General features: G+C 65.3%; 26 protein-coding genes. 17 read left to right on the top strand and 9 right to left on the bottom strand.

Features of this window, described 5'->3' with window-relative positions; all coding sequences use genetic code 11:
• From sctR to GGR40_RS16180, 5 genes are read right to left on the bottom strand one after another with little or no spacing between them, the layout of a single operon-like run.
• A complete protein-coding gene (gene sctR, locus GGR40_RS16200; protein ID WP_429277287.1) occupies positions 1-669 on the bottom strand; it encodes a type III secretion system export apparatus subunit SctR in 669 nt (222 codons plus the stop codon).
• A gap of 3 nt (positions 670-672) precedes the next feature.
• The gene (locus GGR40_RS16195; RefSeq protein ID WP_429277286.1) at positions 673-972 is read right to left on the bottom strand and encodes a FliM/FliN family flagellar motor switch protein; all 300 of its coding nucleotides are present in this window, start codon (positions 970-972) and stop codon (positions 673-675) included.
• Positions 969-1724: a hypothetical protein gene (locus GGR40_RS16190; protein ID WP_429277285.1), complete on the bottom strand. Its 756-nt coding sequence runs from the start codon at positions 1722-1724 to the stop codon at positions 969-971. The genes GGR40_RS16195 and GGR40_RS16190 overlap by 4 nt, the downstream gene beginning before the upstream one ends.
• Positions 1715-2038, bottom strand: a complete 324-nt coding sequence (gene fliO, locus GGR40_RS16185) for a flagellar biosynthetic protein FliO (protein WP_429277284.1) — start codon at positions 2036-2038, stop codon at positions 1715-1717. Before fliO ends, GGR40_RS16190 begins: the two co-directional genes overlap by 10 nt.
• Positions 2035-3162, bottom strand: coding sequence for an EscU/YscU/HrcU family type III secretion system export apparatus switch protein (locus GGR40_RS16180; RefSeq protein WP_429277283.1), 1128 nt, complete (start codon positions 3160-3162; stop codon positions 2035-2037). Before GGR40_RS16180 ends, fliO begins: the two co-directional genes overlap by 4 nt.
• A 558-nt stretch (positions 3163-3720) precedes the next feature.
• On the opposite strand from GGR40_RS16180, the gene GGR40_RS16175 reads away from it, so the two are divergent.
• The 17 genes from GGR40_RS16175 to GGR40_RS16095 all read left to right on the top strand — a co-directional run bounded on the left by GGR40_RS16175 (position 3721) and on the right by GGR40_RS16095 (position 21263).
• Positions 3721-4416, top strand: a complete 696-nt coding sequence (locus tag GGR40_RS16175) for a lytic transglycosylase domain-containing protein (protein WP_429277282.1) — start codon at positions 3721-3723, stop codon at positions 4414-4416.
• On the top strand, positions 4413-6371 hold the full coding sequence (locus GGR40_RS16170) for an FHIPEP family type III secretion protein (RefSeq protein WP_429277281.1): 1959 nt from the start codon (positions 4413-4415) through the stop codon (positions 6369-6371). The genes GGR40_RS16175 and GGR40_RS16170 overlap by 4 nt, the downstream gene beginning before the upstream one ends.
• A complete protein-coding gene (gene sctC, locus GGR40_RS16165) occupies positions 6368-8218 on the top strand; it encodes a type III secretion system outer membrane ring subunit SctC (protein ID WP_429277280.1) in 1851 nt (616 codons plus the stop codon). The genes GGR40_RS16170 and sctC overlap by 4 nt, the downstream gene beginning before the upstream one ends.
• On the top strand, positions 8218-9405 hold the full coding sequence (locus GGR40_RS16160) for a SctD/MshK family protein (protein ID WP_429277279.1): 1188 nt from the start codon (positions 8218-8220) through the stop codon (positions 9403-9405). Before sctC ends, GGR40_RS16160 begins: the two co-directional genes overlap by 1 nt.
• A gap of 24 nt (positions 9406-9429) precedes the next feature.
• Positions 9430-9744: a hypothetical protein gene (locus GGR40_RS16155; protein ID WP_429277278.1), complete on the top strand. Its 315-nt coding sequence runs from the start codon at positions 9430-9432 to the stop codon at positions 9742-9744.
• A gap of 2 nt (positions 9745-9746) precedes the next feature.
• Complete coding sequence (locus GGR40_RS16150) at positions 9747-10139, top strand: hypothetical protein (RefSeq protein WP_429277277.1); 393 nt, start codon at positions 9747-9749, stop codon at positions 10137-10139.
• 50 nt (positions 10140-10189) lie between these two features.
• A complete protein-coding gene (sctJ, locus tag GGR40_RS16145) occupies positions 10190-10900 on the top strand; it encodes a type III secretion system inner membrane ring lipoprotein SctJ (protein WP_429277276.1) in 711 nt (236 codons plus the stop codon).
• Entirely contained in the window at positions 10897-11394 is a 498-nt protein-coding gene (locus tag GGR40_RS16140; protein WP_429277275.1) for a hypothetical protein, read from the top strand. The genes sctJ and GGR40_RS16140 overlap by 4 nt, the downstream gene beginning before the upstream one ends.
• Entirely contained in the window at positions 11391-11996 is a 606-nt protein-coding gene (locus GGR40_RS16135; RefSeq protein WP_429277274.1) for a FliH/SctL family protein, read from the top strand. Before GGR40_RS16140 ends, GGR40_RS16135 begins: the two co-directional genes overlap by 4 nt.
• Complete coding sequence (locus GGR40_RS16130; protein WP_429277273.1) at positions 11986-13299, top strand: FliI/YscN family ATPase; 1314 nt, start codon at positions 11986-11988, stop codon at positions 13297-13299. The genes GGR40_RS16135 and GGR40_RS16130 overlap by 11 nt, the downstream gene beginning before the upstream one ends.
• A complete protein-coding gene (locus GGR40_RS16125) occupies positions 13296-13772 on the top strand; it encodes a hypothetical protein (RefSeq protein WP_429277272.1) in 477 nt (158 codons plus the stop codon). Before GGR40_RS16130 ends, GGR40_RS16125 begins: the two co-directional genes overlap by 4 nt.
• On the top strand, positions 13769-14407 hold the full coding sequence (locus GGR40_RS16120; protein WP_429277271.1) for a hypothetical protein: 639 nt from the start codon (positions 13769-13771) through the stop codon (positions 14405-14407). The genes GGR40_RS16125 and GGR40_RS16120 overlap by 4 nt, the downstream gene beginning before the upstream one ends.
• A 121-nt stretch (positions 14408-14528) precedes the next feature.
• Positions 14529-15722, top strand: coding sequence for a TetR family transcriptional regulator (locus GGR40_RS16115; RefSeq protein WP_429277270.1), 1194 nt, complete (start codon positions 14529-14531; stop codon positions 15720-15722).
• Positions 15723-15830: 108 nt separating this feature from the next.
• A complete protein-coding gene (locus GGR40_RS16110) occupies positions 15831-18113 on the top strand; it encodes a TonB-dependent receptor (protein ID WP_429277269.1) in 2283 nt (760 codons plus the stop codon).
• 67 nt (positions 18114-18180) lie between these two features.
• Positions 18181-19359, top strand: a complete 1179-nt coding sequence (locus tag GGR40_RS16105) for a Ca2+-dependent phosphoinositide-specific phospholipase C (RefSeq protein WP_429277268.1) — start codon at positions 18181-18183, stop codon at positions 19357-19359.
• A gap of 122 nt (positions 19360-19481) precedes the next feature.
• A complete protein-coding gene (locus GGR40_RS16100) occupies positions 19482-20135 on the top strand; it encodes a hypothetical protein (protein WP_429277267.1) in 654 nt (217 codons plus the stop codon).
• Between the two features lie 414 nt (positions 20136-20549).
• Complete coding sequence (locus tag GGR40_RS16095; protein WP_429277266.1) at positions 20550-21263, top strand: hypothetical protein; 714 nt, start codon at positions 20550-20552, stop codon at positions 21261-21263.
• On the opposite strand, the gene GGR40_RS16090 is transcribed toward GGR40_RS16095, so the two are convergent.
• The 4 genes from GGR40_RS16090 to GGR40_RS16075 form a co-directional block, all read right to left on the bottom strand.
• Positions 21258-22616: a HAMP domain-containing sensor histidine kinase gene (locus GGR40_RS16090; protein WP_429277265.1), complete on the bottom strand. Its 1359-nt coding sequence runs from the start codon at positions 22614-22616 to the stop codon at positions 21258-21260. The genes GGR40_RS16095 and GGR40_RS16090 overlap by 6 nt on opposite strands.
• Before the next feature lie 25 nt (positions 22617-22641).
• Positions 22642-23316, bottom strand: coding sequence for a response regulator transcription factor (locus tag GGR40_RS16085; protein WP_429277264.1), 675 nt, complete (start codon positions 23314-23316; stop codon positions 22642-22644).
• A 133-nt stretch (positions 23317-23449) separates the two neighbouring features.
• Complete coding sequence (locus GGR40_RS16080; RefSeq protein ID WP_429277263.1) at positions 23450-24067, bottom strand: DedA family protein; 618 nt, start codon at positions 24065-24067, stop codon at positions 23450-23452.
• 262 nt (positions 24068-24329) lie between these two features.
• Positions 24330-25094, bottom strand: coding sequence for an SDR family NAD(P)-dependent oxidoreductase (locus tag GGR40_RS16075; protein ID WP_429277262.1), 765 nt, complete (start codon positions 25092-25094; stop codon positions 24330-24332).
• Positions 25095-25182 lie beyond the last annotated feature (88 nt).

Raw genomic sequence — 25182 nt, 5'->3', positions numbered from 1 at the left:
CTACAGGTAACTCAGCACGAGACCGTGGCTGAGGTTCACCCAGCCATCGACCAGCACGAACAGCAACAGCTTGAACGGCAGGGATATCGTCACCGGCGACAGCATCATCATGCCCATCGCCAGCAGGATATTGGATATGACAAGGTCGATGACGAGAAAGGGCAGGAAGATCAGAAAGCCGATCTGGAATGCGGCGGTCAGTTCCTTGACCACGAAGGCCGGGATGATGACCACGAAATCGGTAGCCGTCGCCGCCGCGGTGCCCGACTTCTGCGCCACGCGGGCCTGCGTGCGCTGAAAGAACGCCCGCTCACCCGGCTCGCTGTGCTCCAGAAGGAACTTGCGCAGTGGCTCCTTGGCCTTGTCCGCCGTGGCGAAAAGGGTTGCGTTGCTCCCCTGTTCGACCGCAACAGGCGCGGTGCCCGGTGCGGCTGCGGCAGCCTGCATGTTCTGGATTGTCGGATACATGACATAGACCGACAGGATCAGGGCCAGCCCGTTGAGCACGATGTTAGGCGGCACCTGCTGCAGCCCCAGCGCGTTGCGCACCAGGCTGAGCACGACGACGATCTTGGTGAAGCTGGTCACCATGACGGCGAAGAACGGCGCCAGCGCGATCAGCACTACGGTGACAAGGGCCGAACTCGGCGTGAAGCTTGACAGGTCCATCGTTCACTCCGTCCCGGAAACCAGCACGCCGTAACCCGGGCCCACCGACACCAGCGTGCCCGTGGCGATCTGTCGCGCGCCCACGATCAGGCGCACCGGGATCGGTCCTTCGGCGACTTCGAGCGGCAGCACGGCGCCTTCGCTCAGGGCCTGCAGCCGCCCCAGCGGCACCTCCATGCGGTCCAGTTCGACCTGCAACTGGACGGTGAACGCACTGGTGGCGCCAGTGGCCGTGGCTTCGACGGCGGCGTCTTCGGGAGGGCCGCTCACGGGTGCTTGGGTATCGGCAAGCGTGTCGGTCATAGGGGATGCTCCTGGAGCGCGGTGGGGACTTGCGCGGTGGGAATTTTGGCAGTGTCCTGCGGCGGGACTGGCTGCGCCGGGGCCGGCGCATCTGCGGCAGGGCGATGGGGGTGGAACGAGGCCGCTGCGGGATCGTAGCGACCTTCAAGGCGGGACCGCCCCGGCACATCGAGCATGGCCTGCAGCGGACCAGGGCCCAGCAGGACAAGATCACCGGGCTCTATGTCCGCAGCTTCAACCGGCGAAAGGCGCGGGCCCACGATCCGCATCGTCACCGGCAGCGGGACGTGGTGCAGCAGGCCCGGCGAGAACGGCGCGGGTCTGGGTGCCAGCCGCAGCCCCGTTGGCAGCGCAAGGTAGAAACACGTCTCCTTGCCCGGCATGAGCCGCAGGATTCGTTCGGCGCCCGGCGGGGCTGCCTGTTCCAGCGCTTCGGGTTCAAGCTCGATGCCGAGCGCCGCTTCGAGCGCGCAGAGCATCGGCTCGGCTGTGTCGAGCACCTCGACGCCCCGCGCGGTGTCGGCGGGGGAAAGGTGCAGCGGAACGCCATCCAGCCGATCGAACGCGAATGCCGCCCCGTTGCGGCAGACGAACCACGCGAGCGCGGCGGGCGCCGCATCGACGATGCCCGCCTGCAGGATCTCACGGCCAAACACGCAGCCGTTCAGCGCCGCCAGCAGCTCCGTTCGCGCCTCGGCTTCCAGCGGCGGCACCTGCGGAAGGCCCAGCAGGGGCGCAGGGGTCATTTCCATGATCCGCTCTCCCGATTGTCGAACGAGACGGGCGGTTCGGACCCTTCCGGCCAACGCGCCAAAAGGCTGATCCCGCCGGGGGTGACGCCCACCAGCATGACCTCGCCCTGCGCCTCGATCAGCACCACGCGTTCGCTCTGCCCAAGCGGCATCGCGCGCAGAAAGCGGATGGGTTGTCCCGCATCCTCGATGCCCTGCTGGAAGCGGTCCTGCCAGCGGCGCAGCAGCTTGATCGCCGCCCACGCCAGCGCCAGCACCACGACCAGCGCCAGCACCACCGCCAGCAGGCTGGAAAACACCGCGCCAAAGCTCATGCCACGTCCTCCCTTTCCATCGGCGACTGGCCCGCGCGTGCACGCCGGGCCCACAGGATGATCTCTGCAATCGCGTCGAAGTGATCCGCCGGCACCAGTTCATTGACGTTGGCGGTGGCAAAGATGGTGCGCGCAAGCGGGACATTGCGCACGATCGGCACGCCTTCTTCCTCTGCCCGGCGGCGCATGGCGGCGGCCAGCGGTCCTTCGCCCTTGGCGGCGATCACCGGGACCGGGCAGGTATCAGGATCGTAGTTGAGCGCTATGGCAAGATGGGTCGGATTGGTGAGCAGCACGTTGGCCGCACCCGCCGCGCCCACCGCGTTCTGGTTCGCCCATTCCTCGTGCATCTGGCGGCGCTGTCCCTTGACGTGCGGGTCGCCCTCGTTGTCCTTGTGCTCCTGCTTGATGTCGCGGCGGCTCATCATCATCTTCTTGATGTAGCGGTGGCGCGACCACGCGAAGTCGGCGGCGCCGACCAGCAGGAACACGCCCATCGTGCCCAGGATCAGCTGTATCGTCAGCGACCGCGTCAGGTCGAAGGCCTCGGCGGCCACGATCGGCCCCATCCCGCCCAGCGGGCGCCAGCTGGCAGCGTTGAGGATTTCCGCATAGCGGTCCTGCGCGCCCAGCAGCACCAGGCCGCCCACCGCAAGGATCATCGCCGCCTTCACCAGCGTCTTGGCCAGTTCGAACAGGCTGTCCATACTGAACATCTTCTTGAAACCGGACATCGGGTTCAGCTTGTCGAGGCTCGGCTTGAGCTTCTCGGTGGTGACGAGCACGCCGACCTGCATGAACTCCCCTGCAAGCCCGACCACCGCCGCAGGCACCAGCGTAAACCCGGCGGCGATCAGCGTGAGCCATGCCGCTTCCGCGCCGAAAGCGCCCACGGCTGAGTGGAATTCTCCCCTGGCGGCGCCAGTCACGACATGGCGCATCAACTCGGCGATTCGGGTGCCGACGTAGCCGGTCGCGCCCATGGCTAGCACCAGCCAGGCGATCATGCCGATGGCGGTTCCGAAATCCTTGGACTTGGCGACGTCGCCTTTCTGCCGCGCATCGCGCAAGCGCTTGGCTGTGGGCTTTTCGGTCTTGTCGCCGCCGTCGTTCTTCTCTGCCATTCCACGCTCCAGCAACGGCAATTCTGCCGGGAGGACGAAATGACGATGACTTGAGTTGGGCCTTGAAGGTTCACCTGAGGAATAATCCCAGGATCAACTTCGAGGTAGAGCGGGCGACTCCGACCAGAGCCCCAATATAGGGCTATGGCTCCACATTCTGTCAACCGCGTCGGAAATTTTTACAGCCTTTGTCAAAGTGTTACTTTGGAACACTTCAGGTCGAGTGGTAGCAGCGCTGTCACAATGAGGCCGCGTAACTGCCAAAATACTGAAACGTTTCCACGTTCACCCACGTGTTTGCACGGTTCATCGCAAACCGGGTTTTCAACTCACCGCAACACGAGACAGGAAACGCCGCGACTACACAGCGCCCATCTGGCGCAACCTTAAATACAGACGATGACGATCAAGGTTGGGCGAACCGACTTCACCCGCTGACTAGTTCAGCATGTGAGGGGATATTTTGTCATGTCTTGCATAAAGAATTGGCCGTCGCTGTTTTCAGCGACCGCTCTTGCATTATTGACGTATCCTGCGAGCGATTCGCAGGCGAAGGACTTGAAGGACAAATCGTATTTCGCGGATTGTCCGGTCAACAATGCCGTGCGTGTGTCGAACGCACAGTCTGCCCAGCGCTTCGAAGCGCTGAGCAACTGCTCCGATCGCATCGTGCAGGCGCGGACACCCAGCGTCGATCAGCTGCCCCCGGTCGCACGTATCATCGGCGTTAAGTCCAAGGACGATGCCGGTGCGAAGAAGAAGAAATTACGCACCGCGCCGAATACTGATGCCATCCCCGAAGAAGAGATCACGTACAACCGCACCCGGCGCAAGCTGATCGTGCAGCCCGCTTACGACGGGCAGATCCGTCAGGTGGCGGCGCGCTACAGGATCGATCCGCTGTTCCTGCATGCCATGGTCGCGCAGGAAAGCTCGGCGCGGCCCCAGGCCCGGTCCCATAAGGGGGCGCTTGGCCTCATGCAGATCATGCCGTCGACCGGCGCGATGCTGGGCGTCACGCCCGCCGCACTGTTCGACCCGGCGACGAACCTCGATGCCGGGGCGCGCTATCTCAAAAAACTGCAGAAGCGTTTCGGCACCGACTTTGCGCTTATCCTATCCGCGTACAACGCCGGCGAGGGCGCGGTGCAACGCTACGGCAACCGCATCCCGCCTTTCGCCGAAACGCAGGCCTACGTCACCAACGTGATGGGCCGCTACGGCGACCTGCGTCTGGCGAGCACGGGCCGGTGACAGCCCGCGCCTTCCTCTCGCGCCTGCCGCTGGGCAAGCTGCGGCCAGCGGACACGCTGCTGGTCGGCGTGGTCGTCGCCGTCGTCGGCCTGCTCATCCTGCCGCTGCCGCCGCTGGTCCTCGACATCCTGATCGCCACGAACATGACGCTGGGCGTGCTGCTGCTGCTGAGCACGCTTTACGTGTCCAAGCCGCTCGACTTTTCCACGTTCCCCACGGTGCTGCTGCTCAGCACCCTTTTCCGCCTTTCGCTCTCGATCGCGACGACGCGCATGATCCTGGCCCATGCCGAGGCTGGGCACATCGTCGAGCAGTTCGGGCAGATGGTGGCGGCCGGGAACCTCGTCGTCGGGCTGGTGGTGTTCCTCATCATCACCATCGTGCAGTTCGTGGTGATCTCCAAGGGCGCCGAGCGCGTCGCCGAAGTGGCCGCGCGCTTCAGCTTGGACGCGATGCCGGGCAAGCAGCTTTCCATCGACAGCGACTTGCGTTCGGGCCTCATCGGCAAGGACGAGGCGCGCCAGCGCCGCCGTACGCTGGAACTGGAAAGCAAGCTCCACGGCAGCCTCGACGGTGCGATGAAGTTCGTGAAGGGCGATGCCATCGCCTCGATCATCATCGTGCTGGTCAACCTGATCGGCGGGCTGGCGGTGGGCGTGATGTACCACGGCATGTCGGCGGGCGAAGCGGCGACCACGTATTCCATCCTGACCATCGGCGATGGCCTCGTCGCCCAGCTTCCGGCGCTGCTGAGCGCGATGGCGGCGGGCCTGCTGGTCACCCGCACGACCGACGACGAACGCGAGGCCGACCTTGGCCCCGCCATCGCCGCGCAGATCGCCAGCAAGCCGCGGGTGCTGTTCACCGGCGCCGCGCTCTGCGTGCTGCTGGGCCTGATCCCTGGCTTCCCCACGCTGGTGTTCCTGGGGCTTGCGCTGGCGCTTGCCGGTGGCGGGGCGTGGCAGCATCCGCTCTCCCGCACGTGGATCGACGGCAAGCTGGCCCCCCTGTGCGCGGTCGAGACCACGGCGCCCGACGTGCTGGCCGCGGAGCCGGAACAGCTGCGCCCGGTGCGCCCCCTCGTTCTTGAAATCGCCTGCGACGGCCTTAGCGCGCCGCAGATGCGCGCCCTTCACGCCGGGGTCGTACGGGTGCTGAGCACGCTGCAGCACCGCCTTGGCGTCGCCCTGCCGTCCGCCGAGATCGTTCAGGTGCAGGCCCCCGCCAGAGCCTGGGCGCTGTACCTTTACGATGCCTGCGCAGGGTCGGGTGTACTGGACGAGGACGGGTTCGAGGATCGCGTGTGCCTTGAGATCGAAGGCATCCTGCGCCGCAACGTGGGCCGGTTCCTGGGCCTTCAGGAAGTCACCACGATGCTCAATCAGCTGGGCGCCACGCACCCCGACGTCGTCAAGGAAGTGGTGCGCGCGGTTTCGGCGCCCAAGATCGCGGAAGTCATGCGCCTCCTTGCCGAAGAGGAAGTGCCGATGCGCAACATGCGCGACGTGATGGAAGCGCTGGCCGAGGCCGGACAGTCCGAGCGTGCCGCCCTGCCCCTCGCCGACCGTACCCGCGTCGCCCTCAAGCGCTATCTGACGCCGCCGCACTGCGTCGATGGCCGGCTGAAAGTGCTTGTCGTCGGGCTGGAGCTGGAACGGTTCCTGCAAGACAACGTGCGCCAGGTCGACGGCATAGCCCGCCTTGCGATGGAGCCGGAGCATGGACGCATCCTGATCGGCATGATCGCCGACGAGGTGCGGGGCAGCGGCGCGCGCGCCGTGGTCGTCGCCTACGACCTGCGGCGCGTGCTGCGCCGCCTTACCGGGGGTGAGCTGTTCGACGTGCCCATCCTCGCCTTCAACGAACTTTCGCCGACGATGCCGCTGGATGTCGTGGGTCAGCTCGACCGCACGCCTCTGGCCGTCGCAGACAACCGCATGGAGCCCGCCGAGTGAAACTGCGCAGCACCCTTGCTTCCTTTGCCCTGCTTTCCCAGCCCCTCCCCTCGTTCGCGGCTGAGCCGGCCTTCAGCACCCGCACGGTGACGCTGACCGCGCGCAACCGGGACATTGGAGAATTCCTGCGCGAATTCTTCGCCGCATCCGGCCAGAACGTGACGATCGACCCGCAAGTAACGGGTAAGGTCAACGGCAAGTTCGATGGCGAACCGGACCAGATCTGGAAGCGCCTGGCGCAGGCCTTCAACCTCGTCGCCTACAGCGATGGGGCGAGCACCACGGTCTACAGCGCCACGCAAGTGCAGAGCCGCTCCGTTTCGGTGCCGGCGGGCCGGTCGGACGAACTGGCGACCAAGGTACGCGGTGCCGGGCTGATGGACGCCAACAACCGCCTGCGCCGGGCCGCGCCCGACCTTGTGATGGCGTCGGGTGTGCCGCGCTATCTCGATCAGGTGGAGCAGATGGCGAATTCGCTCACCCGCCTGCAGCCGACCATGGGCACCCGCCAGATCGCGCCGCCGGGCACCGCCTATCCCCGGCTTGTCGAAAGCGGCGTCGGCACGATAGAGCCTTACGAACTGCGCGTGTTCTATTTGCGCTATGCCCGCGCAGACGACACGACGCTGAACGCCGGAGGGCGCCAGATCCGGGTGCCGGGCGTCGGCGCAACGCTGTCGCGCGTGATGGGTGACGGCGCCGTTGCGGGGGGCATAACCGCAGGTTACAGCGACGTTGCCATCCGCCAGTCGCAGCCGCGCCTGCTTGGCAAGGGGCTGGATTCGGTCGCGCCCGATGCCAGCCGCTCCACCCCGTACGACGATGACGAATACCTGGGCATCCCCCCGCGTCCGGCAGTGGAGGACGCCCGCGGTGAGCCGCGCAACCTGCCGCAGCAGGGGCCGCGCATCGCCATCGATCCGGCGCTCAACGCCGTCATCGTCCGCGACCGGCCCGAGAACATGCCCGCTTACGAAGGACTCGTGCAGGCGCTGGATGTCAGGCCCCAGATCGTCGAGCTCGAAGCCACGATCATCGACCTGAACGTGGACCGCCTTCAGGAACTGGGCATCAACTGGCGCTTCCGTTCGGAGGGCTTCAACTCCGTGTTCGGCGGCGACATCGTGCGGCGCACCGGCAATCCGCTGACCGATATCGCCAACACCGGCGCGGCCAATTCCGGCCTGTCGCTGGGCGGCGTGATCGGTTCCAACCGCGAATTCATCGGCCGCATCTCGGCGCTGGCGGAAAAGGGCGCGGCGCGTGTGGTATCCCGGCCGCAGCTAGTCACCCTGTCCAACGTGGAGGCGGTATTCGATCGGTCGCGGACGTTCTACGTGCGCGTGGCCGGCGACCGGCAGGTGGACCTCTTCAACGTCACCGCAGGCACGGTGCTGCGCGTCAATCCCCACGTCCTTTCGGAAAACGGGCGCCCGCGCATCCGCATGGTGATCGGCGTGGAGGACGGCTCTGTGCTTGACAGCCGGGTTGATCGCATTCCCGTGGTCGAACGCGCCAGCGTCAACACCCAGGCCCTCATCAACGAGGGCGAGGGCCTGTTGCTGGGCGGCATGACGGTCAATTCCGACTACGACGCCGAAAGCGGCATCCCGCTGCTCAAGGACATTCCGGTGCTGGGCAACCTGTTCAAGTCCACCACCAAGCGCCGCCAGCGCATAGAGCGCCTGTTCCTCATCACCCCGCGTCTGATCGACCTCGACGCCGCTGCTCCCGCGACGGCCTCTGCGGGCGGCGCAGCGTTCGGCGTATCGCACCAGGGGTCCACTCCCCTGTCCGCCGCGCCGTCTCCCGCTCTGCCCACGCCGAACTTCGGAGAGGTGAAGTAATGGCCACCCTTGCGCAAGACAGCTTCACCTCCATCGGCGTCGCCGAGGACACGCCGCAGCCGCTTGCCGTGATGGACGCGCATGTCGTGCGTGTGGTGGCGGGGCGGCTTGCGGGCAAGGACTATCCCCTGCGCGCGGGCGAGCGGCTGTGCATCGGCCATGCCCTTGCCAACGACGTGGTCCTGCGCGGCGCGGGAACGCGCGGCACGGTGGTCGAACTGCGCCGCGATGGCGACACCGCCATGCTGCGGGTCGTGGAAGGCCGGGTGGAATTGCTGGGCCGCTGCCTGGAAAACGGCGAGGAAGCGCAGCTGCCCAGCTTCCTGCCGTTCCGCCTTGGCGAATTCGTACTGGCCCACGGCACGCGCGAAAGCACCCGGTGGGACGAGGCCGAGCGGGTGGCCACATCGCGCGCCGCCGCCCCGGTGGAGCCGCTGCCCGCCCCCGGTCTGGCCGATCGCATCGCCCGCATGAGCCGCGAGAGGTGGCGCGACCTGGAAGTGCAGGTGCGTGGACCGCGACTGGCGCTGGCCGCCGTCTCGGGCCTGCTGGTCATCGCCGCCGCCGCGCTGCTTCACGCCGATTTCGCCGCCAGCAGTCAGGAGCCTGCCAGCTTCGAGGACCAGCTTGCGGATGCAGGCATCACCGGCCTTGCCGTCGCCCGCAACGGCGCCGGAGGGCTGGTGGTCAGCGGGCTGGTATCCAGCAAGGCGGACCTTGAGCGGCTGCGCCTTCTCGCCTCCGACGCCGCCGTTCCGGTGACGCTGGACGTCGATACCAGCGCCGGTCTGGCTTCGGCGGCCAGCGAGATTTTGCAGGCGCAGGGCATCGATGCCGCGATCGAACCGGTTCCCTCCGCACCCCGTGCGTTGAGCGTGGCGACTGCGTTCATGCCCGCCGACAAGCAGGCGGAGTTGACCCAGCTGCTCAAGCGCGATCTTCCGGGGCTGGAGCGGGTCACCTACCGGATCGACGACAGCCGCGGCGGCAATGCGCTGCAGGCGTTCTTCGGAGCGGGCACCACCGGCATGGCCACGCTGGTGCCGGACCCCGGCTACATCGTTACCGCCGACGGCGCGCGCTGGTTCCCCGGCGCCGTGCTGCCCACCGGGCACACGCTGGTGTCCGTCGGCAAGGATTCCGTCCGCTTTCAGAAGGACGGCCGCATGGAAGACCTGAAGCTCTGAAATTCAAGGAAAGGATCTGAAATCATGGCCAATCTCTCCGTCAATGCCGACACTTCGATGCTCGCCGCGACGCCGCTGACCGGCAACCGCATGCAGCAGGGCGATTCTCCCGACAACTGGTTCGAAGCCTTCGCCGCCGCCTGGGGCAAGGCGCTCGACAGCCAGGCCGCGCAGATCGAGCAGCGGTCCGACATGGTCGCCAACGCCGGCGGCGACAACCCGTCGCAGATCACCGAGCTGACGGCGGAATCGCTCAAGATGAGCTTCCTCTCGAACAGCTCGCACAGTTCGCTCGACAGCGTCGGCAAGGCGCTTGAGACGATGGCGCGCAAGAGCTGACCATGGCGGTGGAAAGCATCGCGGCGGCCAGCGCCGCCCCGCCGCCGCGCATCAGCGAACTGGGGCCTGCGGTGACGCCGGAGCCGGCTCCGCAGGCCAGTGGCGACCTTGCCGGCCGCTTCGACGCCGCGCTGACGAATGCCGTCGGCGGGGCGGGCGACGTGCCCCCGGCCCTGCGCGACATGATGGGCATGCTCGACAAGGTGAACGGCGAGGCCAAAAGCGTCACCGAATATGCCCGCACCGCCCAAAGCTCGGGCAGTGAAATGACGCCGGGCGAAGTGGTCCAGCTGACCATGCGCTGCCAGGAATTCATGTTCCACTGCCAGCTCACCTCCAACATCGCCAACCGCAGCGCGGAAGGCGTCCAGCAGCTGTTCCGGCAGCAGGGTTGAGGATACAAGCAATGCCCGCAAGTCGCCCATGGTTGGCGGTCACGACCGCGATGTCGCTCATGCTCGCCCTGTCGGCCTGCGGGTCTCAGGAAGTCTACGGCAAGTTGCAGGAAGGTGAGGCCAACGAGGCCGTCGCTGTTCTGCAGCAGGCCGACATTCCCGCCACCAAGACGTCCGGTGGCGAAGGCGAATGGAGCATTTCGGTCGATCCCGAAAACTTCGCCCACGCCGTCGAGGTGCTCAAGGCCAAGGGCCTGCCGCGCGGCGATTTCGCCTCGCTTGGTCAGGTTTTCGAGAAGAAGGGTTTCGTTTCCTCACCCACCGAGGAACGCGCGCGTCTGGTCTACGGCCTTTCGCAGGAACTGAGCCACACGGTCAGCGAGATCGATGGCGTGGTCCAGGCGCGCGTCCATCTTGCCATCCCGGAAGCAGACCCGCTGTCCGACAAACTGAAGCCATCGTCGGCGGCGGTGTTCGTCAAGTATCAGCCGGGCTACGACCTGCGCGACCAGACCGGGGCGATCAAGTCGCTGGTCACCAACTCAATCGAAGGACTGGCTTACGAGCGGGTATCGGTGGTGATGGTCCCCAGCCAGGCCGCGCCCGAGGAAGCTGCCGGGCCGATGATGAAGCTCGGGACGCCCGTGGTGGCCGGCGCGCTGGGTCTGGCCGGCATCGGCGGGCTGATCTTCGCCCTGTTCATGCGCCGCCGCGCGCCGCGACCCGCGGCCAGCCGCGAACTGGCGGAGACGACGCAATGAAGCGCGGGCGCGCAGCCCGGACCCGCGCGACCCTTCTGCGCACGGCACGGTACGCCCGGTCGCAGGGGCTTGTCCGATCCCGCGCCGAACGCTTCGCCGCACGTCTGAATGGTGCCGCGGCCGATGCCACGCCGCGCCTGTCCGAGGTGGCGCGGTGGCCAGCATGGCCGGCATCGGACGTTTCGGACCAGCACCGTGTCTTCGCGCTCACCGCCTTGCTGTCCGCCCGCGATGCGCTGGGGCAGGTGATTTCCGGGAATGCGCTGCGCCTCTACGCCGCTTCCGTCGGCGACGACGTGTTCGAACGGGCGCTGGCATTGGGCGGCAGCGGCACCTGCACCCTGCCCTCTCCACAGGATCTGACCGGCGAAGGCGAACGGCTGGCCCTTCACGGCCTTCCCCAGCCGCTTGCCCGCAGCCTTGGCCAGAGCCCTGCGGGAGACGCCGAGGCCGCTCGCCATGTCGCCGAAGCGGAAGGGTTGCTGCGGCTGTGACCTTCCACCTCATCCACGACGACGGCCGTGCGCTGATCGCCACTTCGCGCAAGGTGGTGAAGGCCCGCGACACGCAGGCCCTGCGCGAAGCGGGCGCGCTTCTGGCTCACCTTCATGCGCTTCACGATCAGGTCGCACTGCGCTGTGCGGAGGCCGAGCGCTCTGCCCGCGCCGAGGGATTGCGGCAGGGAGAGGAGCAGGGCCGCGCCGCCTTCGCCGCTGCCGTGGCCGGGATCGCGGTCCAGGCCGCCGACGATCGCCTGTCGCAGGAGCACCAGATCGCCGACCTTGCGCTGGCCGCACTGCGCCGCATGGTCGATGACATCGGCGAGGAGGCGATGCTGGTCGGCGCGGCCAGGCGCGCGGTCGCCTCGGTGCTTCCAGCAGACGACATTCAGGTCCACGTCGCGCCGGAGATGGCGGACACGGTGGCCCACGCCCTCGCCCAGACCGAACGCGCGGTGCCGGTCACGCTGCGGCCGGACCCCGAACTGCTGCCGCACCAGTGCCGGGTCGTCACCGCGTCCGGACGGGTGATCGCCGACATCGACCGCCAGATCGCCGCAATAGAACATCGGTGGAGCGCCGCCCATGTCGATTGACAGTCAGGTCCGCAGCCTGTTCGACCAGCTGGCCGAGGCGCCCCCCTACGAACAGCGGGGCCGCGTCAAGGGCGCCATCGGAACCGCCATCCGCGTCGGCGGCATCACCGCGCGGATTGGCCAGACATGCGCGCTGCTGGACGGCGCGGGCGAACCGACGCTGCTGGCCGAAGTGGTCGGCCTTGCCGACGGCGACGTGCTGCTGGCACCAATGGGCGACTTGCGCGGGCTGTCCAGCGAAACCGAAGTGATCCTGCGCGTGGGCGAGGATCAGGTACCAGTGGCGCAGGCCCTTCTGGGGCGCGTAGTCGACGCGCGGTTCAACCCGCTAGATGCCGGCCCGCCGATCGTCACGGACATGCGCCAGCCCCTTCACGCCCCGGCGCCCAATCCGATGGACCGTGCGCGCATCGACACGATGCTGGAAACCGGCATCCGCGCCGTGGACGGCCTGCTGCCCATCGGACGCGGCCAGCGCATGGGCGTTTTCGCGGCGGCGGGCGGCGGCAAGAGCACTCTGCTTGGGATGCTGGCCCGACAGTCGCGCGCCGATGTGACCGTCATCGCCCTGATCGGGGAACGTGGCCGCGAGGTGCGCGAATTCGTAGAGGACACGCTGGGGCCGGAAGGGCTTGCGCGCTCGGTCGTCATCGTCGCCACGTCCGACCGCCCGGCGCTGGAACGCGCCCGCGCGGCCCATGCGGCGACGGCGATGGCGGAGGGCTTTCGCCGCGAAGGGCTGCACGTGCTGCTGCTGATGGATTCGGTGACCCGCTTTTCCCGCGCCCTGCGCGAGATCGGCCTTGCCGCCGGCGAACCGCCGGTGCGGCGCGGCTTCCCGCCTTCGGTCTTCGCCGAACTTCCCCGCCTGTTCGAACGCGCGGGGGCCGATGCGCAGGGCGCGATCACCGGCATCTACACCGTCCTGCTGGAAGACGAGGAAGACGATCCGGTGGGCGAGGAAGTGCGTTCGCTGCTGGACGGACACATCTACCTGTCGCGCAAGCTGGCTGCCAAGGGCCACTATCCCGCCATCGACGTGCTCTCCAGCCAGAGCCGCCTGTTCGGCCAGATCGCACCGCCTGCGCAGCAAAGGGCCGCACAGGCCCTGCGCGCCATGCTGGCCAAGCTGGACGACATCGAACTCCTGCTGCAGCTGGGAGACTACAGGCCGGGGCAGGATGCGCTGGCGGACAAGGCCCTCGCCGCGCGTGCGGGGATCGAAGCCCTGCTGCGCCAGTCCAGCCACGACCGAACACCCTTCGAAAAGACCCTGACACTGTTGAGAGGAATTGAAGCATGAGCCAGCCCCCGGCAGGTGACATCGACCAGCTCGGCATCCTCGTGCGGGTGCGCGGTCGCGAGCGGGAGCGGCAGGAGCAGGCGTTCATCGCCTGTGCCCGCGACCACCAACTGCGCCAGGCCGAACTGGAGCTTTGCCGCAATGAGCTGATGTCGGAAGAGCAGCGTCACGAAGCAGCCCTCAGGCTGCGCGCCTCGGCGCCCGTCGATGCGCTGCTGCACGATTACCTGATAACGCGGCACAGCGCGATCGAGGCCCTCTCCCGTCAGGAACTGGACGCCACCGACGCGGTCCGGCGCACCAGTGAAGATCTTGCGAAAGCCCGAAGCGATCATCATCGCGCCAACCTGCGGCTGGATGTGGCAGAGAACCAGCTGGATCTCGCGCGCAAACACAAAGTCAAGCAGCGCGCCCGCAAGAGCGACGATGTCAGCCAGAATGGCGCACTTTCCGCCAGGGGAGCGCTCCTGTGATCGAGACTGCGCGTTCATCGGCGGCCTCGGGGCACGTTTCACGCCCGGACCTGCCGCCTCCTCGCCAGCAAGGCCTTCCGGACCAGTCGCGTACCGGCCTTGACCCTGCCGAGCAGTTCGCCCTGTCGCTGGCCCGAAATCGCAAGGGCAAGGACGAAAAAGGCATCGTTGCGGATGTGGAGGCCACGCTCGCGCAGCCATCAGACGGATGGACAAGCCCCGCTCCGCTGGATCGGACGAAGCCCGGGCAGCAGGCGAGTGACGACACCCCAGTCGCGGCAATGTCCGCTCAGGATGCGAAAGCCGGCGCGCATATGCCGCAGGATGCCGCCCCCCTGACATCGCCACCCATCGCGAGCTCGGACATGATGGCCGAGTTCGCCGCGCGCCTTGGCTTGCCTCAGGCGGGTTCCGCGCAGAGCCATGTCCAGTTCGACCCCCGCCACTACACGGTCGAGAACGTCATTATCGACGGCGGCACGAACGGCGGGATGACGCTATCTTACGAAACGTCCGACGATGCGGGCGCCAATTCGGAGCAGGATTTACGCGCGCGTCTGGAAGCGCGGGGTCTGGCTGTTGAATCGGTAGTCGATCTTGGGGCCGGCTTCCCCCCGATTTCGCCAGATAACTGACGATCCACCGGCTGCCATGGCCTGCCCGGGCGGGCCCGTGAACCAGGGCCGGGCCAATATCCGCGGCATGCCCGGTCGGTACTGACTGGACGGGCGGCGCGAGGGCATTATTCCGTGTCGGATGGCAGCATTCAGCACATCTCGCCCCCGATCGCAGTCGCGGGAAATCACCGGCATCGCCGACGCTGCACGCAGCGTCATCGCCTTGAAGGGGCTGGCCGGAATGAGCTTGCGCGGCGTCGCGGAAGAAGCCGGGAAGTCGGTGGGGTCCATCAGCCATCGCATCGGGGATCGCGGATCGCTGATCATCGCCGTGCTTGAACGAGAGATCGAATTGCTGTCGAACACCCGCGCCGAATGGCGAGACCGGACGGCAGGGCACGATCCACTAGCTCTGGGCGCACTTCCCGACCTTGTCTGTGAATGGCTGGATGAGGGCGCAGGAACGAGGCGCACGTCGGCGATCGTGACGTGCGAACTTGCGCTGCTTGCAAGTCGCCAACCCGATACGCTCCCCAGAATGGCGGCGCTCATGGAGGGCATGGAAGCGCTCTGGTGCGATCTGTTGCCGGCGACGCCGGAAGGCAGGGGGCTGGCCCATCTGATCGCCTGTTACTGCCAGGACGAACAGATCTTCACGATCCTCTTGAGTACGCAAACGGATTACCGGCTGCTGCGTCATTCGACGATCCGGGGCCTGTTGCGTGGCGACAAGCCGCTTGCAGACCGTGCGCCGACGAACTGGCACATGGCCCTAGTCGATCGCCTTGCCGCCCCGGCCTCTGCCGCCCATGATGCCACGGCCCGTCCGCCAGAAGGCGCAAAGGGCGTTCTGGCGGATCATATCGCCGACGTCATCGTCAGCCAGGGAGTTGGCGCGCTTTCCCATCGCACAGTGGCCCAGGCTGCAGGGGTGGCAAGCTCCAGCGTGGCGCATCATTTTCCTTCCCAGCGCGACGTCCTTTTCGCCGGAGTGGAGGCGGTCTATCGCCGGATGCGCAGCCGCATTCTGGACAGCGGCGCCCGGCTCGCCAGCAGCGACATCGTTCGATTGACGCACGAGTGCGCGCTTGCCGCATTGTCCGACCCGGCGTTTGTTCCGTTCGCCATAGATATGCGGCGCCGGCGCGCCGAGAACGTCCACGAACAGATCGCGCAGTGGCTGGAAATTTCCGAGAATTCCGACCGGGCAAAAGTGCAGGCAATCGTCATGGCATCAATCGGTCGCAACCTTCAGAGCCTTGCCGCCGGGGATGGATTGCTGAATTCATTCGACCTTGTTCAAATCTTCAAGAACCGCACATCCGTTTTATAATCACCTTTTCGACAGCGTAGAATACCGCACTAACGCCTCAAAAGAGTCATGAAACGCCCCTAGAGGCTGCGTCCCGAAGACCATCGGTCAACAGGACGGAGCCCTCCCATGTCTGCTTTCCACCGCACGCGTACCATCCACCTTCTCTCGACGTTCATGGCCGGCGCGCTGATGCCCTGCTGGGCCACGACCGCCCGTGCCGAAGAGGTGGGCGCCGATGATGCGTTGCCCGAAATCACGGTGACCGCAGAGCGCCGCGCCGAAAGCAGCCAGAAGGTGCCGCTTGCAATCCAGTCCATCGATGGCGAGGCGCTGGCAAAGACCGGCTATACGTCGGTCACGGACCTGCAGTACACGATGCCGGGCGTGCAGTACGATCCGACGCAGGGCGCGGCATTCCAGATCCGCGGCGTGGGCAGCACGTCGTTCGATTTCTCCAACGCCAAATCGGTCAGCGTCGTCGTCGATGACGTGGTCATGGACGGCCAGCGCGCGAACGGCCTGACCGGCCTTGTCGACATCCAGCGCATCGACGTGCTGATGGGGCCGCAGGGCACCCTGTTCGGCAAGAACGCCACTTCGGGCGTGATCGCGGTCTCGACCGTGAAGCCCAAGCTGGACGAATGGTCGTTGCGCGCCAGTGCCAGCTTCGGCGAACACGATGAACGCATTCTCAATGCGACCGCCAACGTGCCGCTTGGCCCGATCGCCGCTCTGCGCATCTCCGGCTTCGACCAGGCATTCGATGGCTTTGGACGCAACGTGACGCTTGATCGCAAGGTCGGATCGCAGCACGAATACGGCGGTCGTGCAAAGCTCTACCTTGAGCCATCGGACAGCTTCAACCTGACGCTTTCGGGCGATTACGCCTATCACTGGGACAGCAGCGTGCGTACGCCGGTTTCAGGGCAACCCGCTGCCGTCACCGCGATCCTCAACGAACTGGGCGTCTATCCCGGCCCCAAAAGCGCCGACACCGCAGACTCCTCGTTCGGCGAGATCATCACCGAGGAGTGGGGCACCTCGCTGCGTGCCAGCGCGAAGATCGGCGACCATGACCTGACTTCGATCACTGCCTATCGCGCCACCCGCTACGACAACTCGACCCCTGCCAGCCTGACGCCTTACGACCGCTACGCCTACATCCCCTTCAACCTGGGCGAACTGGATACCGACAAGTTCAGCCAGGAAATCCATCTGGCATCGCCCACCGGCGGCTTCGTCGAGTACTTGGTGGGTGCGTTCTACAACCGGCTCCATGCGCGCCAGACGCAATTGCAGTGGTCGACCGGCGGCGCGCCGCTCTATGACGCGAACGGTACGCCGCTGCCTACGCTGATCGCATTGACCGGCGCCATCGGCAGGCCGGGCAATGCCTCGCTGTTCGATTCGGTGAACGAGACGATGGCGGTGTTCGGCCAGCTCAAGTTCAACCTCACGCCGCAGTTCAGCGTGGCGCTGGGGGGGCGTTATACCCATGACAACAACTCGCAGAGCCTCGATTATGTCACCATCCACCCGCTGAAGGTAGCAGGCTACAACCCCAACTTCGTCGCATCCAGCGCGGCCCCGGCATTCGATTTTGGCCGCGTGAAAGGGGATAACTTCTCGTTCCGCATCGCGCCGCAGTACCAGTTGGCCGACAACCTGATGGTCTATGCCAGCTACTCCACGGGCTACAAGCCCGCCGGGATCGCCTTCGTCGGCAACAAGTATGCGCCTTATGAGGACGAGACGGTGAAGGCTTGGGAGGCCGGCATCAAGTCCGAATGGTTCGGCCGCCGGCTGCGCCTGAACCTCGACGTGTTCCGTTCCGACTTCAAGGACTTCCAGGCCACCATCCTGACCAACATCCCTGATGGCGCGGGCGGCACCATCAACGCCACCGTGATCGGCAATGCCGGGGGGCTGCGCACGCAGGGCGTGGAAGGCAATCTGGTGGTCCAGCCGATGCGCGGTCTGCAACTGTCGGGCGCGCTGACCTATACCGATGCCAAGTTCACAGATTACGTTTACAACGCGACCACCAACTACACCGGATCGCGCCTGACCAACTCTCCCGAATGGTCGGGTACTGCCGCCATCGATTACGACCATGAATTCGGATCGGGCATGGGCCTTCGCGCCCATGCCGACTACGCCTATCGCAGCGAATACTGGACCGTCGTGGGCCAGCCCGACTATTCGAACGTTCCGGGCTACGGCCTGGTCAACGCACGCCTCAGCGTGACCCTGCCCGACCGTAAGGTCGAGGTCGGCGTCTATGCGCGCAACCTGTTCGACAAGTACTTCTCCACTGGCTGGCAGCAGTACGGCGTCCTCGGCCTTCTGCACTACACCTCGCCCAATGCGCGCCACACCGTGGGCGGCTTCGTGAACGTGAACTTCTGATCGCTCCATCCAGCCCTTCGGGACGCAAACCATGAAAAGAACGATAGTTGGAATGGCGATGACGGCGATGGCCGCGCTCCTTGCGAGCGCGGCCTGGGGCGACGCGCGCGATGTGCGGGAAGATCTGCCTATCAATGAAATCCAGGTCGTGGGCACGCACAACAGCTATGCGCTGCCTGCGGATCCCCGCGCCATGGCGTTCATGGCGCCGCGGCTGAGCGCGCTGATGGCGGAGATGACCTCTGCCATGACGCCCGAGCAGACGGCTGCCATGCAGGACGAACATCCCAGCGGCATCACCGACATGGCGAAGGCTCTGGACTACGTCCAGATGCCGCTGCAGGCCCAGTTGCGCAGCGGTGTGCGCAGCGTGGAGATCGATCTCCAGCCCGATCCAACCGGCGGCGCCTACGCCGACCCGCTGCCCTACCGCGAACTGCGCGCGAAAGGCGAGACGGACCTGGCCCCGATCTATCGGGATGAGCTGACAAAGCCGGGGCTCAAGGTGTTTCATGTCGCCGATCTCGACTTTCGCAGCCAGTGTCCGACCTTCCGGTCATGTCTGACGCTGCTGCGGCAGTGGTCGGATACAGAACCCGGCCACAGTCCGGTGTTCGTGCTGCTGGAGCCGAAACTCTCGGGCTTGGACCGGGTAATCCCCGGCGCCACCCCCGTTCCGCCGTTCGATGCTGCGCAGTTTGAGGAAGTGGACGCCACGATCCGCGAGATCCTGGGCCGCGACAAAGTCATCACCCCCGACGATCTGCGTGGCACGATGCCCACGCTGGAGTCTGCCGCGCTTGCCAGGCGCTGGCCCACGCTGGGTCAGGCACGCGGCAAGTTCGTGTTCCTGTTCCTGGTACCGGCAATGAACCTGAAGGCTTTTGCTCCTTACCTTGAAGGCCGCCCGTCGCTCCAAGGGCGCATGGCCTTCGTGCAGGGAAGGCCCGGCATGGCCCACACCGCGTTCATGCTCTTCGACAATGCGCTGAGCCATGGGCAGGAAATCCGCGATGCCGTGCGCAAGGGCTATCTGGTACGCAGCCGCGCCGATATCGATACCGCAGACGCCCGGCAGGACAATGCCGCCCGCCGCGACGCGGCGCTGGCCAGCGGGGCGCAGATCGTCTCGACCGACTATCTCAGCGCGCCCAACATCTACGCGAACGGTTACCACCTCGCGCCGTCCGCGCGAGGGTGGCAATGCAATCCCGTCCTGACCAGATGTTCGGACGCGGCCAAGTGACGACGCGTCGCGGGGTTCTGATCGGCGGGACGGCCAGCCTGCTTGGGGGTCGTTCCGCCATCGCGGGCACGTTGACCAGTGGCGGCTCTGCAGCGGTCGATGTGGACCCTCTGGAGCAGCTCATGGCAAGGACGCTGGAACGCGAACTTGCTGACGCGGACACGGCCCGCACACTGGCATCCTGTATCCGGGAGGCGGGCTTTCGCTGGAGCTATCCGCAGTTTTCGGCGAAAGATGCCGACAGCGTCGTGGCTTACAGCTTCGGCTACCGATCGGCGACCGGGGCGGTCAATCCGGATACCGGTTTAGCGGACGGCGAAGAAGCACCTGAACCCGGCCCGATCAACGCGCTGCTGGCCGATGCGGTTCACGCCATCCGCAGGGTCCGACCCGTGCGGATCTACGCGCAATGGGAAATAGCCGAGTGCCTGCGCAGCCAGCATGGAATGGTCGACGTCGTGTCGATCTCTCCGAGCAGGGGCGATGATGGCAGGACGATCTACCTCAGCACCGACGGTGTTGCCAAAGCCGTCCTCGCCCACGCCGGAAGCGCTGCCGCACTCGGCCGTGTCGCGGTGGTCGGGCACCGCGATCATGTGAAGCGCTGCATTCTGGTCTCGCGCGACAACGGAATGGACGCCGCCGTGGTACGGCAGGTGCGCCTGCCTGTGCAATATGACCCGCAATCGGCTCAACCCTGGACCCGAAAACGCGACGCATACCTGCTCAGCGACGTGATCGGCCAACTGACGATGGCACGGGCACGCTATCTGTAGCAGGGCGGCTGCTCAGTAACGGAAGATGTCAGGGCTCTGCACCAGAGCACCGATGATGTGACGACATTCGACCCGCTTCTGCAGGCGGGATACGGCTTGCTTCCCTGACCCCATAGCTGGCCATCACATTGCAAGCGGCGCGTTCGGCGATAGATTGACGCTGGAAGAAAAAGCCTCTCCTGTTTCGGGTGCACCCGGTGTCACCAGGGACAGCGTCAATGCTGAGCGGACCTGTGCGGGGGGACGTCGGTCCCGACGGGAGTAAGTGCGTGGCGCGCAGCAGGTAACTGCAGCCGCCGGGCAAATATTGGTTCTTCCCAATGTGACACCGGCGGTCTGTCATTCGCGCGCAGGCACCGCAATAGCGCTCCGGTGAATTCGTCGGGCTACCGGCCCTGATCTGGAGATTGTCCTTTGACGCGTCCCATTCGCGTAGTTCTGGCTGCCTTTTTCCTGCTGTCGTCGACCGCCCCGGCGATGGCGCGCGACTATCCCGACGTCCCGGAACCGATGGTCTTCGACATGGTACGCCCGCTGGGCGCGCGCGCCGGAGAACTGGAGGTCAATGCCCTGGCGCAGACCCGCCTGTCAGGGCCACACAAAGCGGTCGAGTGGGCTCCGGAGATAGAGCTGGCGCTCGTTGACGGCTTCGCGGTCGAACTGGAGCTTCCCCTGGAAGACACGCGGGTCACCGATTACAAGATGGGCCTGCAGGGCACGTTCGGTACATTCGCCGACGGAAAGGGCGTGCACGGAGTCCAGTACCTTGGCCTCTATAATCGCGAGAATGCACGATGGGAGAGCAGCGCCCTTTATCTTGTGGGATTTCGCTTCAACGAACGGTGGAGCATGATGGCGATGGCCGGGGCTGGCGATATCAGCTCCGGCGACGACGGGCACGGACGGTTGCTGCTCAACCATTCGACCTTCTATGACCTGTCACCGGCAAGCCGGGTGGGCGTCGAGGTGAACTTCAAGTCCGGAGCCGGCAAGGAAGCGCTGATCATGCCGCAACTGCACCAGAAGCTTGGTGGCAGCCTGTCGCTTCAGGCTGGCGTGGGTGCCGCACATGAAGTGGGCCTCGGCTGGCGGCCCCGCGCGGGCCTGCGCCTCATTCGCGAACTATGAAGAAGGCGTGGTGGCCTGGGATTGGCATCCGGCGCTCACCAGCGGGAAATCGATGACCACCTGAAGCCCCGGGCAAGCATCCGCGAACCGAAGCCGACCACCATGTACCTTGGCGACCGCCTCGACCAGATTCAGCCCCAGCCCGTAGCCGGGACTGGTGCGCGACGGGTCTCCCCGCGCAAAACGCTGCGTCAGCAGTTGCCATTGGCTGGCCGGGACGCCGGGTCCATCATCTGTGACGCCAAGCTGCGCACGATCTCTCCACAGATCGAGGCTCACCCGGATATGCGATCCTGTCGGGGTGTATCGAATCGCGTTTTCCAACAGGTTGACCAGCGCTTGCGATACCAGTTCCTCATCGCCGAGAAGGCAGACGCCCGGCGCGATGCTGCAAGTGAGCGATTTTGCGCTGTCTTCGGCAACCGCTGCATAGCTCTCGCAGACGCTTGCGACTGCACCTGACAAGTCGAACGGCCTGAAATACTGTCGCAGAGCACCGGCTTCGACCTCTGCTATGCGCAGCAGGGCACTGAATAGGGAGAGCGTTCCATCGATCTCGGCTATGGAATGCTCGACCTCTTCGCGCAGGGGATCGTCCTCGGACACGAATGACGTCATGCGTTCCAGACGCTGGCGTACTTTGGCAAGCGGCGTCCTGAGATCGTGGGCGATGCCGCTGGATACCTGCCGCAGATTCTCGATCAGCGCACTGTTGCGATCCAGCATGGCATTGAGCTTGCCCGCCAGTTGACCGAATTCGTCTTCTGGCTGCGGCACGGGCATGCGCAACTGCATGTCGCCTGAAATGATGCCCTGTGCCGTCGCATTCATCGCCTTCAACCGTGAACGGATTGCCCGCGTCAGCAATGCACCGCCAACGATACCGCCAAGAAGAGTCGCTCCCAGGCCTGCGAGCAGAAGCAGAGCCGTGGTATGACGCAGCGCACGCTGCGGTGCCAGCTCCATTGCAACGGTCAGACTGCCGCCATCCGGCAACACAACCGTCAGTGCGCGGGCGATATTGCGTTGCCCCTCCTGATCCTGAAACTCGATCTGGTTCCAGCCGACTGGTGGAACTCTTGTCGTGAGCTCTCCGCCAATCCTCCTGCCTTCATGATCGGCCAGCAGGTAGCCCAGGGTATTGACGCCGCGATCGTCACGCCTTTGCAGGGTGTTTCGCAGCGTCGCCACGCCGCGTCGCCTGCGAACATCCAGAAGATAGTCGCTTTCCGCCACGATGCGATCGTCGAGCTGTTCGCGCAAGGCGCTTTCACCGATCACGTATATGGCCGCACCAAGGCTCAGCGTCGCGATCGTGTAAAATCCGGCGAACCAGACGGCGATGCGCGTCATGGTTCCCAGCCGTCGGCGTCTCACTTCAGACATCGCTGCGCAGCTTGTATCCCACCCCGCGCACGGTGACGATGGGGTCCACTTCGAAGCCGGCGTTCATCTTCTGACGCAGCCGGCTCATGTGCGTTTCCACGATATTGGTCTGCGGATCGAAATGGAAATGCCAGACCTGTTCCAGCAGCATCGCGCGTGAGACTACCTGATCCTGCTGGCGAACCAGCTGCTCAAGAAGCTCGAACTCCCGAGGCTGGAGCACGATCCGTTGTCCCTCGCGCCATACTTCGCGCCGTACCCTGTCGAGTTTGATGGTGCCGCAAGCGGCCGTGTCGCCAAGCCCGCCCCGGCCACGCCGCCCAAGTGCATCAATGCGTGCAGACAGTTCCGCCATGGCGAAGGGCTTTACGAGATAATCGTCCGCCCCGCTTCCCAGGCCCTTGACCCGGTCTTCTATCGCGCCCAGCGAGGTGAGCAGCAGGATCGGCTCGGAAAGGCCAAGATTGCGCATCTGCAAGACGAGATCCGCGCCGTCCATGTCCGGCAGCATTCGGTCCACGATCAGAACATCGCAGTTCTCACTCTGGGCGCGGCGAAGACCTTCTCTGCCCTCCGACGCGATCAACGCCGTGTGGCCCTGTGCAGCTAACCCCTCGGCAATGAAGCCAGCCATCTCCAGGTCGTCTTCTATCAGCAATATGCGCATCGCAGCCTTCAGGAATCCTTCTCGCCGCAGCATTAACGCGAAACGCCGTGCACCCCAACCTTGGGAATGTGCCATTTCACGCCGGCACCGAACCTCCCGCGATTATGCATCGCGCTTGCGGGGACTATGTCGGCTACCCGGCACTCAACAGTTTCTTCATCCCGAGAGTCCCTGCAGAACTCATCGCGATGGCAAGAACAACGAACAGCGCCACCTTGCCCGTGGAACCCACAGAGACGTTTTCGAGGGCCGTAGCCGATGTGCTTCCGATCCAGAACAGGATCGATACCCAGAAAATCGCGGCGACCGTATCGACCAGCACAAAGGGCCTGGACTTCATTTTCATCATGCCCGCCAGCAGCGGAACTGTCGCGCGGGCAGGAGCGTAAAAACGCGCAACGAAGATCAGCAGGAGCCCGAATCTTCGAAAGAGGTTCTCCGAGCGAAGGACGACGGCCCGATGCCGCTGTAGGCGTTCCCAGCGATGGACATGCGGTCCGGCAAAGCGCCCCATTGCGAATGACAGAGTGCCGCCAAGTGCAGCTCCGGTCACAGCTACTGACGAGGCGACAATCGGGTCAAGCAGGCCAGCACCTATCAAGCCGCCTACGCCAATCATCGTGATGGTTGCCGGGAACAGGAGACCGACCAACGCAGTACACTCAGCAAAGATCAACGCCCCCAGGATCCAACTCGATATGTCACTATAATGAATGAGCAATTCAGTGGGCGATGACCAGCTTTGCAGCATTCCTAAAATAGTCCCGTCAGAGCAATTGCTGCATGGAAGCTGCCGAGAGACGTTCGGAACGCGACGTTTGTTTTACGTCGCGGATATACGTGCAAGCCGTCGAGCTACCTTTGCAGAAGGTAATCAACTTCCGCTCGTGCAACAAGGACAAGGGCTGAACATTGGGGAATCGCAATGTTTCATTCGGACATCTGCGACGGCCCGGTTTCCGGCAATTATCCGATCGGGGACATCATCCGACAGGCGCGAGAGCGACCATGCCTCAATCGGCGGTCCAGCCGCCATCCACGACAAGGCTGGTCCCGGTCATCAGCGCCGAAGCCTCCGACGCCAGGAACAGCACCGCTCCCATCAGGTCTTCCACCCGACCCAGCCGTCCAAGCTTGATCTTGGCCAGGACGCTGGCCTTGAACACCGGATCCTCGAAGTATGGCCGGGTGAGCGGCGTCTCTATAAAGGTCGGCGCAATCGTATTGGAGCGGATGCCGTGCGGCGCAAGGTCGAGCGCCATGGCCTTGCTCATGCCCTCCAGCGCCCATTTGGAAGCGCAGTAAAGCGAGCGGTTCGGCCCGCCGACATGGCCCATCTGCGACCCCATGTGGATCAGGCTGCCGGTTTCCCCCGCCGCCATCATCCGCCGCGCGCAGGCCTGCGCCACAAAGAAGGCGCTCTTGACGTTGAGGTTGAGCACCGCATCGTAATCCTCGGCGCTCACCTCCCACATCGGCTTGGGCCGGTTGGTCCCGGCATTGTTGACGAGAACGTGGAATGGCTCTCGCCCGGCAAAGAAGGCGTCGACGGCGGCAAGGTCCGACACGTCGAGCGTTGCGGCCTGCGCGGTGCCGCCCTGCGCGGCGACTCGCGCCGCAGCCGCCTCGATCTCGCCTGCGGTACGCGCCACCAGCGTGACATCCGCCCCTGCTTCGGCCAGCGCGGCGGCGGCGGCAAGACCGATGCCGCGGCCCGCGCCGGTCACGACCGCGCGCCGCCCATCAAGGCGCAGGCTGGGAGTTCTGGGCAGGGTCATCGCATCGTCCTCGTGTGTTCCAGATCGCCGCAACGCCGAACGGGGCCAACAGAGACGGCCAAAGCCACCTTGTCCACCCCGTTCATGA

This window comes from Novosphingobium gossypii (genome assembly GCF_050433305.1).
GTDB classification, from domain to species: Bacteria; Pseudomonadota; Alphaproteobacteria; order Sphingomonadales; family Sphingomonadaceae; genus Novosphingobium; species Novosphingobium gossypii.
The sequence above is the reverse complement of the archived record's forward strand: the minus strand, read 5'-3'. Positions and strand labels throughout refer to the sequence as shown.

Excerpts from the sequence above, each read along its gene's own strand:
- GGR40_RS16195 (WP_429277286.1), bottom strand. The coding sequence starts at position 972 with ATGACCGACACGCTTGCCGATACCCAAGCACCCGTGAGCGGCCCTCCC.
- GGR40_RS16130 (WP_429277273.1), top strand. The coding sequence starts at position 11,986 with ATGTCGATTGACAGTCAGGTCCGCAGCCTGTTCGACCAGCTGGCCGAG.
- sctJ (WP_429277276.1), top strand. The coding sequence starts at position 10,190 with ATGTCGCTCATGCTCGCCCTGTCGGCCTGCGGGTCTCAGGAAGTCTAC.
- GGR40_RS16190 (WP_429277285.1), bottom strand. The coding sequence starts at position 1,724 with ATGGAAATGACCCCTGCGCCCCTGCTGGGCCTTCCGCAGGTGCCGCCG.
- GGR40_RS16125 (WP_429277272.1), top strand. The coding sequence starts at position 13,296 with ATGAGCCAGCCCCCGGCAGGTGACATCGACCAGCTCGGCATCCTCGTG.
- GGR40_RS16090 (WP_429277265.1), bottom strand. The coding sequence starts at position 22,616 with ATGACGCGCATCGCCGTCTGGTTCGCCGGATTTTACACGATCGCGACG.
- GGR40_RS16105 (WP_429277268.1), top strand. The coding sequence starts at position 18,181 with ATGGCCGCGCTCCTTGCGAGCGCGGCCTGGGGCGACGCGCGCGATGTG.
- GGR40_RS16140 (WP_429277275.1), top strand. The coding sequence starts at position 10,897 with ATGAAGCGCGGGCGCGCAGCCCGGACCCGCGCGACCCTTCTGCGCACG.
- GGR40_RS16155 (WP_429277278.1), top strand. The coding sequence starts at position 9,430 with ATGGCCAATCTCTCCGTCAATGCCGACACTTCGATGCTCGCCGCGACG.
- GGR40_RS16150 (WP_429277277.1), top strand. The coding sequence starts at position 9,747 with ATGGCGGTGGAAAGCATCGCGGCGGCCAGCGCCGCCCCGCCGCCGCGC.
- GGR40_RS16110 (WP_429277269.1), top strand. The coding sequence starts at position 15,831 with ATGTCTGCTTTCCACCGCACGCGTACCATCCACCTTCTCTCGACGTTC.
- GGR40_RS16080 (WP_429277263.1), bottom strand. The coding sequence starts at position 24,067 with ATGCTGCAAAGCTGGTCATCGCCCACTGAATTGCTCATTCATTATAGT.
- sctR (WP_429277287.1), bottom strand. The coding sequence starts at position 669 with ATGGACCTGTCAAGCTTCACGCCGAGTTCGGCCCTTGTCACCGTAGTG.
- fliO (WP_429277284.1), bottom strand. The coding sequence starts at position 2,038 with ATGAGCTTTGGCGCGGTGTTTTCCAGCCTGCTGGCGGTGGTGCTGGCG.
- GGR40_RS16160 (WP_429277279.1), top strand. The coding sequence starts at position 8,218 with ATGGCCACCCTTGCGCAAGACAGCTTCACCTCCATCGGCGTCGCCGAG.
- GGR40_RS16115 (WP_429277270.1), top strand. The coding sequence starts at position 14,529 with ATGGCAGCATTCAGCACATCTCGCCCCCGATCGCAGTCGCGGGAAATC.
- GGR40_RS16100 (WP_429277267.1), top strand. The coding sequence starts at position 19,482 with ATGGCAAGGACGCTGGAACGCGAACTTGCTGACGCGGACACGGCCCGC.
- GGR40_RS16085 (WP_429277264.1), bottom strand. The coding sequence starts at position 23,316 with ATGCGCATATTGCTGATAGAAGACGACCTGGAGATGGCTGGCTTCATT.
- GGR40_RS16180 (WP_429277283.1), bottom strand. The coding sequence starts at position 3,162 with ATGGCAGAGAAGAACGACGGCGGCGACAAGACCGAAAAGCCCACAGCC.
- GGR40_RS16075 (WP_429277262.1), bottom strand. The coding sequence starts at position 25,094 with ATGACCCTGCCCAGAACTCCCAGCCTGCGCCTTGATGGGCGGCGCGCG.